We start from the raw sequence: 13,134 nt of genomic DNA on the forward strand, positions 1-13,134 counted from the left end.
AATTCTGCGGCAGCGACGGAAATTCGCGCTTTTTTGACCTTTTCGCGTACCAGCCCGCCCACGCGGCTTGCACTGTCACATTTGCTGTCACAATCGTGCCACATGCGGGCTTCAGGGGCGCTCGCAGGTCAAGCGCGCCCCAAGCCGCGCGCCTGCCGAATGCCACAATCAAGGGGACAACCTGTCATGAATTTCCGAAACACGCTCGCCGCTGGCGCCGCGCTGCTTCCGCTTGCGCTGCTTTCCACGCCGGCCTTTGCCCAGTCGACGGGCTCGGTCGATTTCGAAAACGAAATCGTCGTCACCGGCACCTCGGCGCAGGACGTCGCCGGCATCCAGTCGCCCGATACGTCGAAGGCGAAGTCGGTTCTGGGTCAGGAAGTGATCGCGCGTCAGAACCCCGGTCAGACCATTCTCGACACCATCAACCTGGTCCCGGGCGTCGTCTTCACCAACAATGACGCTTATGGTTCGTCGGGCGGTCAGCTGACCATCCGCGGCTTTTCGGCCGACCGCATCAGCCTGACCTTCGACGGCGTTCCGCTCAACGACTCGGGCAACTATGCCATCTATTCGAACCAGCAGCTCGATCCTGAACTGATCGAACAGGTCAACGTCAACCTCGGTTCGACCGACGTCGACAGCCCGACCGCCGCAGCAACCGGCTCGACCGTCAACTATCGCACGATGACCCCGACCGAAGATTTCGGCGTGAAGGTCTCGGGTTCGGCGGGCGAGTACAGCTTCTTCCGCGTTTTCGGCCTGATCAACACCGGCGAATTCACGCCGTTCGGCACCCGCGCCTTCGTCTCCGCTTCGAGCGCATCGAACGACAATCCGTTCAACAACTATGGCCGCATCCGCAAGAAGCAGTTCAACGGCCGCATCTGGCAGCCGATCGGTAGCAACGGCGACTTCATCTCGGTGGCCGGTCACTATAACGAGAACCGCAACAACTTCTTCGGTTCGCTGCCGCTGCGCCTCGACGCCAACCGCGTTGTCGGTTCGGGTTCGGGCAACCGCTTCCCGATGAACAACGACGAGCGCGAATATAACATCAACTATCCGTGCACCACGACTGCAACTGTCACGCCGGGCGCTCCAGATTCGGCGTCGTCGTGCGGTACCGAGTTTGACCGCCGCTATAACCCGTCGAACACGGGTAACATCCGCGGCGCGTCGAAGTTCACGCTGTCGGAAGGCGTAACCCTTACCGTCGATCCCAGCTACCAGTATGTGAAGGCCAATGGCGGCGGGACCGTCAATGCGCGCGAACGGCTCAACAATGGCCTCGCTGGCTACATGGGCGGCCGTCCTTATTTCGGCATGGACCTCAACGGCGACGGCGACCTGCTCGACGAAGTTGCGGTGCTGGCACCCAGCCAGACGCAGACCCATCGCTATGGCGTGATCGCTAACCTGCGCTGGGACATTGCAGAGGGTCACACGGTTCGCATCGGCTACACTTTCGACCGCGCGCGTCACCGTCAGACGGGACAAGTCGGCTTCCTGCAGCTCAATGGCGAGCCGATCGACGTGTTCCCGGTCAACGACGGTGCAACCGATGTTACCGGCGGCGTTCTGCAGAAGCGTGACCGCCTCTCCTATGCCACGCTCAACCAGATTTCCGGCGAGTATCGCGGGGAGTTTATGGATGGCAGCCTCGTTACGACGCTCGGCATTCGCGCGCCGTTCTTCCGGCGTAATCTGAACAACTATTGCTTCACGACGAGCGACTCGGGCTTCGTCGACTGCTTTGGTCAGGGCGACCCGCGCAACGCGACCTATGCAGCTGCGAACCCGGCAGTTCAGGGCCCGCAGCAGCGTGTGCTCAAGTATGACGACATTCTTCCGAACGTCGGCCTGCTGTTCAAGCCCAGCAACCGGATCTCGGTGTTCGCGAACTATTCGAAGGGCCTGCAGGTTCCGGGCACGGACTCGCTTTACAACGCCTTCTTCTTTGCACCGAACACCGCATCGGCGCGTCCGAACCCTGAAAAGTCGGATAACTTCGATCTGGGCGTTCGCTATCGTACCGGCCAGGTTCAGGCGCAGCTTTCGGGCTGGTTCACGAAGTACAGCGATCGTCTCGCTTCGGCCTATGATCCCGTCACCGAACGCAACGTCTACCGTAACCTTGGTCGTGTCGACAAATATGGCATCGACGGCAGCGTTGCCTTCCAGCCGATCCCGGAACTGGCTCTCTACGCCTTTGGCTCGTGGATGAAGTCGGAGATCAAGGACAATGTCCAGGCTGGCAGCTGCACCGCGGTCAATACTGCCATCGGTTGCGCAGCGATCGGCGATCCGCTGTTCGCCCAGACTGCCGGCAAGCGTGAATCGGGTTCGCCCGAATATACGTTCGGCGGCTCGGTCCGCGGAACGCTGGGGCCGGTCGAACTGGGTATCACCGGCAAGCGCACGGGCGGCCGGTTTATCTATGACACCAATCTGCCGATCTATGCGGGTACGCAGGCTGCACCGACGATTGTCTATCCGGCGAAAACCAACGCCTATTGGCTGGTCAACCTCGATGCGCGCCTGAGCTTGGAGTTCCTGGGTCTGAACGACAAGACCTTCTTCCAGCTCAACGTCTACAACCTGTTCGACAATCTCTATGTCGGCTCGTACACGACCAGCCTGAATCAGGGCGGCGTTCTGGGTTCGGGCCTCGTGACCGCCAACCCGGGCTCGGTTCCCTTCGCCCAGATCGGCGCGCCGCGCACGATCAGCGGCACGCTGACCGTCGGCTTCTAAGCCCCCGGCAGTATACGAAAATCAGGGCGCGGGAGGAAACTCCCGCGCCCTTTTTCGTGCTTGTCAGAAGAACGCGCCGACCTCGATGGCGATCGATAGTTGAAGCGGGATGCTCAGGCGCCGGCGATGCGCCGCGCCGTGTCCTGGACCAAGGCAACCATGTTGGGGACGCCCTGCGTACGGTTCGACGACAGCTGGCGCGTCAGGTCGAACGGGGCGAGCGCGGCGGCTATGTCCATCGCGGCGACCTCCGTCGCGGGCTTGTCCTGCACCGCGGCGAGAACGAGCGCGACGATCCCCTTGGTGATCGCGGCATTGCTGTCGGCAAGGAAGTGCAACCGGTCGCCGTCCTGCGGCAGCGGGTAGACCCAGACGCTCGCCGAACAGCCGCGGACCAGCGTGGCGTCGGTCTTGAGCGGATCGGGCATCGGCTCCAGTTCGCGACCGAGATCGATCAGCAGGCGATAGCGATCGTCGCCGTCGAGGAAGTCATATTCTTCGAAAATGTCGTCGAGGCTGCGCATGGTCGCGGCCGTGGCAGAAAGCGCGTTGGAAGAAAAGCCTCTCGCGGCGTCAGGCTGATCAAAGATCGACTCCCGCCGCAATGGCTTCGAGCTTGCGCAGCCGTTCCTTGAGGTCGGCGATCTCGATCCGCGATCCGGCGTTCGGCACCGCAGGGTCCTGGCCCACGCTGTGGCAGATGGCGAGTTCTTCGCGCTTGAGCTGGATCCAGTCGCGCCAGCCGCGCAGCGCGGCGAGGCTGACGATGCCGAGGGCGGACAGCGCCACCGCGGCGGTGACAAGATTGGTTGCGAGGTCAGAAGTGATGGCGGCCATGACAGGGCTCCTTCTTCGTCACATCAGGGGTGCGAACGATCGCGCAGCTTCTCGATTTCCTCGTCGAGGCTGACCGCGCGATTATTGTCGGTGGCGATCCGTTCGAGCACTTGGATGCGCTCTTTCAATTGACGGATTTCGGCTTGCAGCGCCTTGGTCTCGGCATCCTGATTCGCGTTGCCGACGAAATATTCGTTGCCGCGGCGGTCGCGGTGGACGCCATATTTCGCCCGGACGATGCTGCCGATCGTCACGATCAGCACGATGCCGATGACCATTTCAAAGGGGTTCATGGGGAGTGATCCTTTCGGTCTTGTCTTGTCAGTTCAGCGGGGCTTCGCGCAGCTTCTCGATCTCGTCGGCGACGTCGATTCCCTTGTCGGTCACGATGCGTTCGAGGACGCGGACGCGCGCTTCCAGCCGCTCGGTCTGCGCCGCATATTGCGCGGCCTTTTCGGCGGTGAGTTCGGACTGCTTCTCGATCATCTTCTGCTGGTGCTTCGACCAGATGGCGAAGCCGCCGAGGAGAAAGGGGGCAAGCGGGATCAGGATCCAGATGGTGTCGCTCATGACGGCTGCTCCTTCCTCAGTTCGCCGGACGCCGCAGCGCCTCGATCTCGCGCTCCAGCCGGTGGCCTTCGTCGGTGACGATGCGTTCGACCACCGCCAGGCGATCCTTGACCGATCCGAGTTCGGCGCGAAGCTGGGCATTTTCCTGGCTGATCAGCTTGACGCGTTCCATCGCCTCGTCGCTGGTCTTGGGATAGATCGCCTTGCCCCAGCTGTTCTCGAGCGGATAGCCGTGCTTGATGCGCAGCCAGGTGGTGAAAATCCAGCCGCCGATTGCCGCGAGGCCGATGATCGCCGCGACCGGCGCGATTGCTTCCTTCAGGATGATGAAGTCCATGGTTATTCCCCTCAGCGCAGGCTGTCTATCTGACTGGCGAGCTGCGCCGCCTGTCCGTTGGTGTCGGTCGCAATGCGTTCGAGAACCGAGATGCGTTCCTCCAGCCGGACGATCTTGCCGGCGAGCTTGGCATTGTCGCTTTCCAGCAGTGCGATTTTTCGATCAGCGTCGGCGTCGGTTCGATGAACCGTGCCGCCCCATTCATTTTCAACCGGATAGCCGTGTTTGGCGCGGATCCAGGTGGTGAACATCCAGCCGGCCATCGAGATGCCGATGATGGCGAGGACGAAAGCGGGACCACCGAAATTCATGTTTCAACTCCCTGTTGCCATGGTTCCGGGCGTCGCCGGGATCAGCGCAGTGCGTCGATCTCGTCGGCGAGGCGGCGGTTGTGGCTCGTGTAGTAAAGTTCGATATCGGCAAGCCGGCGATCGATGTCGCGGAAGCGCGAGCGGATGTCGCGGGTCGAGGCGCTGGGGTTCGAGCGCACGCCCTGCCAGAATTTCGCCTCTTCCTGCGAGCCATAGAGCGCGAAGGGCTTCGGCTGCGCCATCCAGGCGACGAGCCAATAGGCGATCAGCGTCCAGGGGAAGCCCCCCATCAGCGTCAGCAGCACCGCGCCGACGCGGACCCACAGGGCGTCGATTCCGCTATAGTCGGCGATGCCCGCACAGACGCCGCTCCATTTGGCGTTCTGTTTGTCGAGATAGAATTTCGTGCGGCTAGCGGACATCTCAGTTCCTCCTGCTGATGTTTTCAAGCTGCGCCAGATCTTCATCGCTGCGAACCGCGGGGCGGAAATCGGGATGGTCGGCGCTGATGATCCGTTCGACGGTATGCAGGCGGGCTTCGAGACGGCGCGCCGTGTCATACATTTCGTCGAGCAGCTGTTCATCCTCTCCGGTCAATGTCTTGGCCTGCTTCCACTTGGTGATGTAGTGGAGGATCAGCCAGGGCAGACCGAGGAAGAGCGTGCCGATGACGATCGGGACAATGATCACTTCTTCCATCGGTCCAGCTCCTTAGTTCTTGCCCTGCGCGGCTTTCAGCGCGGCGAGTTCGTCGGCAACCTTGTCGGCGGCCTGCAGCTCGGCGATTTCTTCGTCGAGCGACTTCTTGTAGCCGAGGCCCAGCGCGTCGGCACGGCCTTCGGCTTCGTCGACGCGGCGTTCGAGCGTTTCGAAGCGCGAGAAGGCATCCTGGACGCGGTCGCCATTGGTCATTTCGCGCAGACGATAGCGGTTTTCGGCGCTTTCGAGGCGATTGACGACGCTCGACTGACGCGCGCGCGCTTCGCTGAGCTTCTTCTGCAGCTTGGTGATGTCGGCTTCATAGCCCTTGAGCGCATCGTCGAGCACGGCGATTTCGGCCTTCAGCTTTTCGGCCATGTCGCCGGCCTTCTGCTTTTCGACCAGCGCGGCGGTGGCCAGGTCTTCGCGATCTTTCGACAGCGCCAGTTCGGCCTTTTCCTTCCAGCTGTCCTGAAGGCTTTCCAGCTTCGCGATGTGGCGACGCATTTCCTTCTGGTCGGCGATGGTGCGGGCGGCTGAGGCGCGGACTTCGACGAGGGTTTCGTTCATCTCGAAGATGATCTGGCGGATCATCTTTTCGGGATCTTCGGCCCGGTCAAGCAGATCGGTGACGTTGGCGGCGATGATGTCGCGGGTTCGTGAAAAAATACCCATGTCTAAACTCCTGTCGAAATTCGTCGAAAATGGCTGGTGCCGGGGCGGGGCAAGGGGGGAGAGTGCCCCGGCACCAGTTTTCGGTCAGGCCACGAGGCTGACCGCCGGGGTTGCAGCAGCGACGTCGTAAACGACCTGCGGATGATCGATCACCCCGACAAGGATGGCCAGCGCACCGACCGCGCTGAGCGCGAAAGTGGCAGTCTGGGCAAACAGCGTCTTCATGATCGTTCCTTCCTGTTTTTCGCTGCACCGGAGCTTTCTGCGCCGGTTCGCAAATATCTTTGCAGGACGCGTGCCAATTGCCGAAAGCGGCGGAAAAGCGCCTAACTTCACACGGAATCGCCCCATCCGCACAAAATGACTTGCCAATCAGCGGGAGATTTTGCCAATGATTGGGAATGGAGCGCGAAACGCAGTTCATCGGCCAGTCGATCGCCTTTCAGGATGCGGTCGAGCGCGCGAGCCAGGCGGCGACGCTTGACCGTCCGGTGCTGGTGATCGGCGAGCGCGGCACCGGCAAGGAACTGATCGCCGAACGTCTGCACCGCCTGTCGGCGCGGTGGGACCGGCCCTATGTGATCATGAACTGCGCCGCGATGCCCGAGACGCTGATCGAGAGCGAGTTGTTCGGGCACGAGGCGGGGGCCTTTACCGGTGCGACGAAGACGCGCGCAGGGCGCTTCGAGGAAGCCGACGGCGGCACCTTGTTCCTCGACGAGCTCGCGACCATGTCGATGGGTGCGCAGGAACGGCTGCTCCGCGCGGTCGAATATGGCGAGGTGACGCGCGTCGGTTCGTCGCGCCCGATCCGCGTCGACGTTCGTATCGTCGCCGCGACCAACGAACATCTGCCCGCGCTGGTCGATGACAACCGCTTTCGCGCCGACCTGCTCGACCGGCTGTCGTTCGAGGTCATCACCCTGCCCCCGTTGCGCGCGCGCGAAGGCGATATCGAGGTGCTCGCCACCTATTTCGGACAGCGCATGGCCGCGGTGCTCGGCTGGGACGAATGGCCGGGTTTCGGCCCGCGCGCGCTCGCGGCGATGGAGGGCCACGACTGGCCGGGCAATGTGCGCGAGCTCCGCAACGTCATCGAACGCGCCATCTATCGCTGGGCCGACCCGACGCGCCCGGTCGATGCGCTGAGCTTCGACCCCTTCGCCAGCCCCTGGCAGCCCGTAGCGCGCAAGACGCAGGCGAAGGCCGACGCGGCGCCCCCTGCCCCGGCTGCGCCCGGTGACGAGAGTGCAATGGCAACCCCGGCCCCGCCCACCGGCGGCGCCGTCAGCGATCTGCGCGCGGCGGTCGATGCCTATGAACGGCAAATCCTGTCGGACACGATGGCGCGCTGCCGCTTCAACCAGAAGGTCGCCGCCGAAGCGCTGGGTCTGAGCTATGACCAGATCCGCCACGCATTGAAAAAGCACGGGCTCAACAACTGAGCTATTGCCCCGGCAGCCGCCGCTCGAGCGTGGTCAGGACATCGTCCTGCGCGGCCAGCATCGCCGCGAGCTTGTCGCGCAGCGCATAGATTTCGGGCAGCCCGTCGACCGATTCGGCGATGCTGCGTTCGAGATAGAGGCGGTCGATGTCGGCAAGCGCGTCGGTCAGCGGCGCGCGCGTTGCCTGAAGGCGCGAGATCGCCTGCTGCGCCACGACCCAGCTTTCGCTGGAAATCGCCGCGCCGCCCGCTGCGGTGACGGCGGCCTCGGTCGGCGTCCGTTCGCGGGCGAAGGCTTGCTGCGCGCCCACCGCGTCCGATTCCCAGCGCGCCAGCCGCCCGGCCAGATCGGTCGGAAGAGGCCCCGGCGGCGGCACGACGACCGACGGCGGCGCAACGTCGAAACGTCCCTCGACCGGGCGCTTCGCGAGCGAAGGATAGTCGCCGCCCTGCGCAGCGGCGCAGGCCGACAGCGGGATTGCGGCCATCAGCGGCAGGATTGCAAGGATTGGCTTCATCGCCGTCCCTGATATGGGCGCAGACGCATCGCAGCAAGCCGAATCGGAGGAGCGGCGCCGCGCGCCCCGAACCGCCCCTTTCGCGATGAAAAGCGCGGAAATATGCGGTTGACAGCATCGCCGTTCGCCGCTAGTAGCGCTGACTTTCCCGCATGCCGGAAAAATCGGTCGCTTCGGCGGCTGACCGGGAGCGCGGGTGTTTTAGTTTCTGATTGGATGGAAGACCATGTTCGCAATCGTGCGCACGGGCGGCAAGCAGTATCGCGTCGCCGCTGGAGACAAGATCGCCGTCGAGAAGATCGAAGGCGCAGCCGGTGACACCGTGTCGCTGGGTGACGTTCTGCTGGCCGGTGACGGCGGCGAGGTGAAGGATGCGAAGGGTCTGACCGTTTCGGCCGAGATCATCGCCCAGACCCGCGGCGAAAAGGTCATCGTCTTCAAGAAGCGCCGCCGGCACAATTATCGCCGCCGCAACGGCCACCGTCAGTCGCTGACGCTGCTGCGCATCACCGCCATCGGCGAAGCCAAGAAGGCCGCTCCGAAGAAGGAAGCCGCGCCGAAGGCCGAAGAAGCCGCCGCTGCGCCCGCGCCCGAAAAGAAGGCTGCTGCGCCGAAGAAGGCCGCTGCGCCCAAGGCCGAAGCTGCCGCCGAAAAGAAGCCCGCTGCCAAGAAGGCGGCCCCCAAGAAGGACGCCTGAGCGCGATCACGCGGCTCGGCTGAAGAACGAAACAAGGAGTTTAGGTCATGGCACATAAGAAAGCAGGCGGTTCGTCGCGCAACGGTCGCGACTCGCAGGCCAAGCGCCTTGGCGTGAAGAAGTTCGGCGGTCAGGAAGTGATCGGCGGCAACATCATCGTGCGCCAGCGCGGCACCAAAGTGTACCCGGGCGTCAACGTCGGCATCGGCAAGGACCACACGCTGTTCGCGACCGCGGACGGCCGCGTCCGATTCCACGACGGCAAGCTTGGCCGCAAATATGTGTCGGTCGACGCCATGGCGGAAGCCGCCGAATAAGGACGATCTTCCAGGGTCGTCCACCAAGGGACGACCCGGAACGGTCCTTTCCGCCCAAGCGGGAACAAAGTTCGAAAAGAGGGAGACGGGTCGCCCCCGGTCTCCCTTTTTTCTTGCCCGGAATCCGGACCTCCATCGGTCCCTTTGAATTTCCGGCGCGAAAACAGGGCCATCCATCTCCCTCGCATATCGACTGTCGTCAAAGCGTCACCATCTGACGCCACGGCGACAGGCAAATGGGAGTGACGAAAATGTTTGCGCGTACCGAAAGACTGTTGCTGCGGCCCGGCTGGCTCGAAGATGCCCCCGCACTCGCCCGCGCGATCGGCGAGGAAGCGGTGGTGCGCAACCTGGCGCGCGCGCCTTGGCCCTATGGCATGGACGAGGCGCAGGACTTCCTTGGCCGTCCGGTCGACCCCGCGCAGCCCAGCTTCCTGATCTTCGCGCGCACCGGCGGCGCCCCGCGCCTCGTCGGCGGCTGCGGCATCGCGCCGAGCCCCGAAGGGCCGCTCGAAATGGGCTATTGGATCGCCCGCCCCTATTGGGGCCTCGGCTTTGCGACCGAAGCCGGCCGCCAGCTCGTCCGGATCGCGCGCGCGATGCAATTGCCGAAGCTGACCGCGGGGCATTTCCTCGACAACCCGGCGTCGGGCGCGGTGCTGCGCAAGCTGGGCTTCCGTCCCACGGGGCAGATCGCGCAGCGCTACAGCGTCGCGCGCGGCCGAGACGTTGCGTGTGCGCTGTTCGAAGAGGGCGAGGGTGACGGCAGCGATGTCGTCACCCCGATGCGCGGCCGTATCGACAGCGACGCCGATTTTCGCGAACAGTTCCGGCTGATCGCCGCCTGACGCGCGGCGCGGCGCCTATGCTGCTGCCCCGCTGTCCGCGAACGGCAGGATCGCGCGATACGCCTCCACCCCCGGCGCGCCGGCGATCGTCGCGCCCTGGGTAAGCAGCCAGTAATGGCGCACGATCTCCGCCTGCTGTTCGAGCCCGTAGCGCGCGAGCAGCCAGCCGGGTTTCAGGCTGTAGCCATAGGTCGCGAAGGGATGGCGCATCAGCACCAGATACCAGCGCCCGCGCGTCTGCGCCTGCCACACATGCGTCATTTCGTGGAGGAACAGGCCCTTCAGCGACCGCGAGGCGGCGGCGAAATCGTCGCAGTATAAGTCACCATGCGGGTGGAAATGCAGCGACCCCATCGGCGCCATCACGACGCGGCGCGGCTGGAAGAATATCCACTTGTGGTGGCATATGCGCACGCGGTCATAGGCGATCGCATCGCCGAAGACCGACCGCGCCAGAGCAATTTCGCCCGCCGTCAGGAGCCGCGACGGCCGCGCCACGGGTGCTTACTTCTTCGCCGCGTCCGTGTTGGCCGCGCCATGGTCCATCGAGCCATGCGCCATCCCGGCCATCGCACCCGCCGGCGCGTCGCCGCTGCCGTCGGCGCTCGCGCCCGGCGCCGGCTTGATCGGCAGGTCGAAGAGGATGCGGTCATTGTTATAGTTGGTGAAGACGAACTGCATCGGCAGCTTGCCGGCGCGCACCGCGGCGCCGTTGATGTGCCAGATCATCAGATGCTTGCCGCCGGGCTTGAATTCCAGCTCGCCCTTCGCGGGGACGGTCGCAGTGGTCAGCGGCTTCATCGTCACCACGCCATTTTCCTTGACGCTTTCGTGCATTTCGACGCGCTGCGCGAGGTCGGCGGTCACGGCGACCAGTTCGACATCCTGCGGACCGCCCTTGATCGTGAAGTAGCCCGCGGCGGGGCTGTCGGGGGTCGCGCCCATCTGGATATAGCCGGCGACCACCGCGAGTTGCGGGTCGCTGCCGACTTTGCCGTTGCAGCCGGTAAGGGCGAGCGCGCTGGCAGCAAGGGCGGCGATGGCGAAAGGCTTCATGATGCGGGACTCCCGAAATGCGTCGATTTTCGATCCACAGTAAGCGGTCAAAACCCTTGTGCCAAGGATTAGCGCACCTATATCGCGCCCATCAAACCCGCAAGGGAACCCATGTGCGGCGTGCCTCTTTAGGGCGCCGGAAAATGATAAGGACGTTGAGACTATGGCCAAAGTGATCGGGATCGACCTCGGCACCACGAACAGCTGTGTCGCGGTGATGGAAGGCGGCAAGCCCAAGGTTATCGAAAATGTGGAAGGCACGCGGACGACCCCGTCGATCGTCGCCTTCGCCAAGGATGGCGAGCGCCTGATCGGCCAGCCGGCAAAGCGCCAGGCCGTCACCAATCCCGAAAACACCATTTTTGCGGTGAAGCGCCTGATCGGCCGCCGCTTTGACGACCCCATGACCAAGAAGGACATGGAACTCGTCCCCTATACCATCGTCAAGGGCGCCAACGGCGACGCGTGGGTCAAGGCGGGCGGCGAAGATTATTCGCCGTCGCAGATCAGCGCCTTCATCCTTCAGAAGATGAAGGAAACCGCCGAAGCCTATCTGGGCGAAAAGGTCGAGCAGGCGGTGATCACCGTTCCGGCTTACTTCAACGACGCGCAGCGCCAGGCGACCAAGGACGCCGGCAAGATCGCCGGCCTCGAAGTGCTGCGTATCATCAACGAGCCGACCGCGGCCGCGCTCGCCTATGGTCTCGACAAGAGCGAGAACAAGACCATCGCGGTCTATGACCTTGGCGGCGGCACCTTCGACATCTCGGTGCTCGAAGTGGGCGACGGCGTGTTCGAGGTGAAGTCGACCAACGGCGACACCTTCCTGGGCGGCGAGGATTTCGACAGCAAGATCGTCGAATATCTGGCCGACGGCTTCAAGAAGGACGAAGGCATCGACCTGCGCGGCGACAAGCTGGCGCTTCAGCGGCTGAAGGAAGCCGCCGAAAAGGCGAAGATCGAACTGTCGTCGGCTGCGACGACCGAGGTCAACCTGCCCTTCATCACCGCCGACGCCAACGGGCCGAAGCACCTCGTCAAGACGATCACCCGCTCCGACCTGGAAAAGCTGGTCGAAGAGCTGATCAAGCGCACCCTCGAACCGTGCAAGAAGGCGATCAAGGACGCCGGCGTTTCGGCAAGCCAGATCGACGAAGTCGTGCTGGTTGGCGGCATGACCCGCATGCCGCGCGTGCGCGAAGTCGTGAAGGATTTCTTCGGCAAGGAACCGCACACCGGCGTCAACCCCGATGAAGTCGTCGCCATCGGCGCGGCGATCCAGGCGGGCGTGCTGCAGGGCGACGTCAAGGACGTGCTGCTGCTCGACGTGACCCCGCTGAGCCTTGGCATCGAGACGCTGGGCGGCGTGTTCACGCGCATGATCGACCGCAACACGACGATCCCGACCAAAAAGAGCCAGGTCTATTCGACCGCCGACGACAATCAGTCGGCGGTGACTATCCGCGTCTTCCAGGGCGAGCGCGAAATGGCCGCCGACAACAAGATGCTCGGCCAGTTCGACCTGGTCGGCATCCCGCCGGCGCCGCGCGGCGTGCCGCAGATCGAGGTGACCTTCGACATCGACGCCAACGGTATCGTCAACGTCAGCGCGAAGGACAAGGGCACCGGCAAGGAACAGCAGATCAAGATCCAGGCTTCGGGCGGCCTTTCGGATGCCGACATCGACCAGATGGTCAAGGACGCCGAACAGTTCGCCGAAGAGGACAAGAAGCGCCGTGAGGCGGCCGAGGCGAAGAACAACGCCGAAAGCCTGATCCACACGACCGAGCGCCAGATCGCCGAACATGGCGACAAGATCGACGCCGGGCTGAAGTCGGAAATCGAAGCGGCGATCGCCGAAGCCAAGACGGCCGTCGAAGGCGGCGACAGCGCTGCGATGACCGAAAAGGCGCAGGCGCTGGCGCAGGTCGCGATGAAGCTGGGCCAGGCGATCTACGAAAAGGAACAGCAAGCCGCGGCATCGCCCACCGCCGATGCTGACGAGAAGAAGGCCGACGACGATGTCGTCGATGCCGAATTCTCCGAAGTCGAAGACGACAAGAAGTAA

At 63.6% G+C, this 13,134-nt stretch carries 19 protein-coding genes; 6 read left to right on the forward strand and 13 right to left on the reverse strand.

Features of this window, described 5'->3' with window-relative positions; translation table 11 throughout:
- Nucleotides 1-186: 186 nt before the first annotated feature.
- On the forward strand, nt 187-2,757 hold the full coding sequence (locus EBMC1_RS03540; RefSeq protein ID WP_003040642.1) for a TonB-dependent receptor: 2,571 nt from the start codon (nt 187-189) through the stop codon (nt 2,755-2,757).
- 113 nt (nt 2,758-2,870) lie between these two features.
- Here EBMC1_RS03540 and EBMC1_RS03545 read toward each other — a convergent pair whose 3' ends face one another.
- The 10 genes from EBMC1_RS03545 to EBMC1_RS18290 all read right to left on the reverse strand — a co-directional run bounded on the left by EBMC1_RS03545 (nt 2,871) and on the right by EBMC1_RS18290 (nt 6,411).
- Nucleotides 2,871-3,281 (reverse strand): SufE family protein, encoded by a 411-nt coding sequence (locus tag EBMC1_RS03545; protein WP_003040643.1) that lies wholly within the window; start codon nt 3,279-3,281, stop codon nt 2,871-2,873.
- 58 nt (nt 3,282-3,339) lie between these two features.
- Nucleotides 3,340-3,594: a hypothetical protein gene (locus EBMC1_RS03550; RefSeq protein WP_003040645.1), complete on the reverse strand. Its 255-nt coding sequence runs from the start codon at nt 3,592-3,594 to the stop codon at nt 3,340-3,342.
- A gap of 23 nt (nt 3,595-3,617) precedes the next feature.
- Nucleotides 3,618-3,887: a hypothetical protein gene (locus EBMC1_RS03555; protein ID WP_003040647.1), complete on the reverse strand. Its 270-nt coding sequence runs from the start codon at nt 3,885-3,887 to the stop codon at nt 3,618-3,620.
- Nucleotides 3,888-3,915: 28 nt separating this feature from the next.
- Nucleotides 3,916-4,164, reverse strand: a complete 249-nt coding sequence (locus EBMC1_RS03560) for a hypothetical protein (RefSeq protein ID WP_003040649.1) — start codon at nt 4,162-4,164, stop codon at nt 3,916-3,918.
- A 16-nt stretch (nt 4,165-4,180) separates the two neighbouring features.
- A complete protein-coding gene (locus tag EBMC1_RS03565) occupies nt 4,181-4,501 on the reverse strand; it encodes a hypothetical protein (RefSeq protein ID WP_003040652.1) in 321 nt (106 codons plus the stop codon).
- An 11-nt stretch (nt 4,502-4,512) separates the two neighbouring features.
- Nucleotides 4,513-4,812 carry a hypothetical protein gene (locus EBMC1_RS03570; protein ID WP_003040654.1) on the reverse strand — a complete coding sequence of 100 codons (300 nt, stop codon included), beginning with the start codon at nt 4,810-4,812 and terminating at the stop codon, nt 4,513-4,515.
- Between the two features lie 41 nt (nt 4,813-4,853).
- The gene (pspC, locus tag EBMC1_RS03575) at nt 4,854-5,234 is read right to left on the reverse strand and encodes an envelope stress response membrane protein PspC (protein ID WP_003040655.1); all 381 of its coding nucleotides are present in this window, start codon (nt 5,232-5,234) and stop codon (nt 4,854-4,856) included.
- A gap of 1 nt (nt 5,235) precedes the next feature.
- A complete protein-coding gene (gene pspB, locus EBMC1_RS03580; protein ID WP_003040657.1) occupies nt 5,236-5,511 on the reverse strand; it encodes an envelope stress response membrane protein PspB in 276 nt (91 codons plus the stop codon).
- 12 nt (nt 5,512-5,523) lie between these two features.
- A complete protein-coding gene (gene pspA, locus EBMC1_RS03585; protein WP_003040658.1) occupies nt 5,524-6,186 on the reverse strand; it encodes a phage shock protein PspA in 663 nt (220 codons plus the stop codon).
- Nucleotides 6,187-6,270: 84 nt separating this feature from the next.
- Nucleotides 6,271-6,411: a hypothetical protein gene (locus EBMC1_RS18290; protein WP_156000919.1), complete on the reverse strand. Its 141-nt coding sequence runs from the start codon at nt 6,409-6,411 to the stop codon at nt 6,271-6,273.
- Between the two features lie 176 nt (nt 6,412-6,587).
- Between EBMC1_RS18290 and pspF the strand changes: the two genes are divergently transcribed.
- On the forward strand, nt 6,588-7,631 hold the full coding sequence (pspF, locus tag EBMC1_RS03590; RefSeq protein WP_003040660.1) for a phage shock protein operon transcriptional activator: 1,044 nt from the start codon (nt 6,588-6,590) through the stop codon (nt 7,629-7,631).
- A 1-nt stretch (nt 7,632) separates the two neighbouring features.
- Here pspF and EBMC1_RS03595 read toward each other — a convergent pair whose 3' ends face one another.
- Nucleotides 7,633-8,148 carry a hypothetical protein gene (locus EBMC1_RS03595; RefSeq protein WP_003040662.1) on the reverse strand — a complete coding sequence of 172 codons (516 nt, stop codon included), beginning with the start codon at nt 8,146-8,148 and terminating at the stop codon, nt 7,633-7,635.
- A 226-nt stretch (nt 8,149-8,374) separates the two neighbouring features.
- Between EBMC1_RS03595 and rplU the strand changes: the two genes are divergently transcribed.
- The 3 genes from rplU to EBMC1_RS03610 all read left to right on the forward strand — a co-directional run bounded on the left by rplU (nt 8,375) and on the right by EBMC1_RS03610 (nt 10,010).
- A complete protein-coding gene (gene rplU / locus EBMC1_RS03600; protein ID WP_003040663.1) occupies nt 8,375-8,845 on the forward strand; it encodes a 50S ribosomal protein L21 in 471 nt (156 codons plus the stop codon).
- Between the two features lie 47 nt (nt 8,846-8,892).
- Nucleotides 8,893-9,162, forward strand: coding sequence for a 50S ribosomal protein L27 (gene rpmA / locus EBMC1_RS03605; RefSeq protein ID WP_003040665.1), 270 nt, complete (start codon nt 8,893-8,895; stop codon nt 9,160-9,162).
- Between the two features lie 251 nt (nt 9,163-9,413).
- The gene (locus EBMC1_RS03610) at nt 9,414-10,010 is read left to right on the forward strand and encodes a GNAT family N-acetyltransferase (protein ID WP_003040668.1); all 597 of its coding nucleotides are present in this window, start codon (nt 9,414-9,416) and stop codon (nt 10,008-10,010) included.
- A 15-nt stretch (nt 10,011-10,025) separates the two neighbouring features.
- Here the strand turns inward: EBMC1_RS03610 and EBMC1_RS03615 are convergent, their stop codons facing one another.
- Together EBMC1_RS03615 and EBMC1_RS03620 are read right to left on the reverse strand one after the other, a co-directional pair.
- Nucleotides 10,026-10,508: a hypothetical protein gene (locus EBMC1_RS03615; protein WP_003040669.1), complete on the reverse strand. Its 483-nt coding sequence runs from the start codon at nt 10,506-10,508 to the stop codon at nt 10,026-10,028.
- A 6-nt stretch (nt 10,509-10,514) separates the two neighbouring features.
- The gene (locus tag EBMC1_RS03620) at nt 10,515-11,066 is read right to left on the reverse strand and encodes a copper chaperone PCu(A)C (protein ID WP_003040671.1); all 552 of its coding nucleotides are present in this window, start codon (nt 11,064-11,066) and stop codon (nt 10,515-10,517) included.
- Nucleotides 11,067-11,229: 163 nt separating this feature from the next.
- Between EBMC1_RS03620 and dnaK the strand changes: the two genes are divergently transcribed.
- A complete protein-coding gene (dnaK, locus tag EBMC1_RS03625) occupies nt 11,230-13,134 on the forward strand; it encodes a molecular chaperone DnaK (RefSeq protein ID WP_003040675.1) in 1,905 nt (634 codons plus the stop codon).

Origin of the sequence: Sphingopyxis sp. MC1 (assembly GCF_000371385.1) — a bacterium.
In the GTDB taxonomy this organism is placed as follows: Bacteria; Pseudomonadota; Alphaproteobacteria; order Sphingomonadales; family Sphingomonadaceae; genus Sphingopyxis; species Sphingopyxis terrae.

What these genes read in the sequence shown, in the direction of transcription:
- EBMC1_RS03540 (WP_003040642.1), top strand. Translation starts at nt 187, where the DNA reads ATGAATTTCCGAAACACGCTCGCCGCTGGCGCCGCGCTGCTTCCGCTT.
- EBMC1_RS03545 (WP_003040643.1), bottom strand. Translation starts at nt 3,281, where the DNA reads ATGCGCAGCCTCGACGACATTTTCGAAGAATATGACTTCCTCGACGGC.
- EBMC1_RS03550 (WP_003040645.1), bottom strand. Translation starts at nt 3,594, where the DNA reads ATGGCCGCCATCACTTCTGACCTCGCAACCAATCTTGTCACCGCCGCG.
- EBMC1_RS03555 (WP_003040647.1), bottom strand. Translation starts at nt 3,887, where the DNA reads ATGAACCCCTTTGAAATGGTCATCGGCATCGTGCTGATCGTGACGATC.
- EBMC1_RS03560 (WP_003040649.1), bottom strand. Translation starts at nt 4,164, where the DNA reads ATGAGCGACACCATCTGGATCCTGATCCCGCTTGCCCCCTTTCTCCTC.
- EBMC1_RS03565 (WP_003040652.1), bottom strand. Translation starts at nt 4,501, where the DNA reads ATGGACTTCATCATCCTGAAGGAAGCAATCGCGCCGGTCGCGGCGATC.
- EBMC1_RS03570 (WP_003040654.1), bottom strand. Translation starts at nt 4,812, where the DNA reads ATGAATTTCGGTGGTCCCGCTTTCGTCCTCGCCATCATCGGCATCTCG.
- pspC (WP_003040655.1), bottom strand. Translation starts at nt 5,234, where the DNA reads ATGTCCGCTAGCCGCACGAAATTCTATCTCGACAAACAGAACGCCAAA.
- pspB (WP_003040657.1), bottom strand. Translation starts at nt 5,511, where the DNA reads ATGGAAGAAGTGATCATTGTCCCGATCGTCATCGGCACGCTCTTCCTC.
- pspA (WP_003040658.1), bottom strand. Translation starts at nt 6,186, where the DNA reads ATGGGTATTTTTTCACGAACCCGCGACATCATCGCCGCCAACGTCACC.
- EBMC1_RS18290 (WP_156000919.1), bottom strand. Translation starts at nt 6,411, where the DNA reads ATGAAGACGCTGTTTGCCCAGACTGCCACTTTCGCGCTCAGCGCGGTC.
- pspF (WP_003040660.1), top strand. Translation starts at nt 6,588, where the DNA reads ATGGAGCGCGAAACGCAGTTCATCGGCCAGTCGATCGCCTTTCAGGAT.
- EBMC1_RS03595 (WP_003040662.1), bottom strand. Translation starts at nt 8,148, where the DNA reads ATGAAGCCAATCCTTGCAATCCTGCCGCTGATGGCCGCAATCCCGCTG.
- rplU (WP_003040663.1), top strand. Translation starts at nt 8,375, where the DNA reads ATGTTCGCAATCGTGCGCACGGGCGGCAAGCAGTATCGCGTCGCCGCT.
- rpmA (WP_003040665.1), top strand. Translation starts at nt 8,893, where the DNA reads ATGGCACATAAGAAAGCAGGCGGTTCGTCGCGCAACGGTCGCGACTCG.
- EBMC1_RS03610 (WP_003040668.1), top strand. Translation starts at nt 9,414, where the DNA reads ATGTTTGCGCGTACCGAAAGACTGTTGCTGCGGCCCGGCTGGCTCGAA.
- EBMC1_RS03620 (WP_003040671.1), bottom strand. Translation starts at nt 11,066, where the DNA reads ATGAAGCCTTTCGCCATCGCCGCCCTTGCTGCCAGCGCGCTCGCCCTT.
- dnaK (WP_003040675.1), top strand. Translation starts at nt 11,230, where the DNA reads ATGGCCAAAGTGATCGGGATCGACCTCGGCACCACGAACAGCTGTGTC.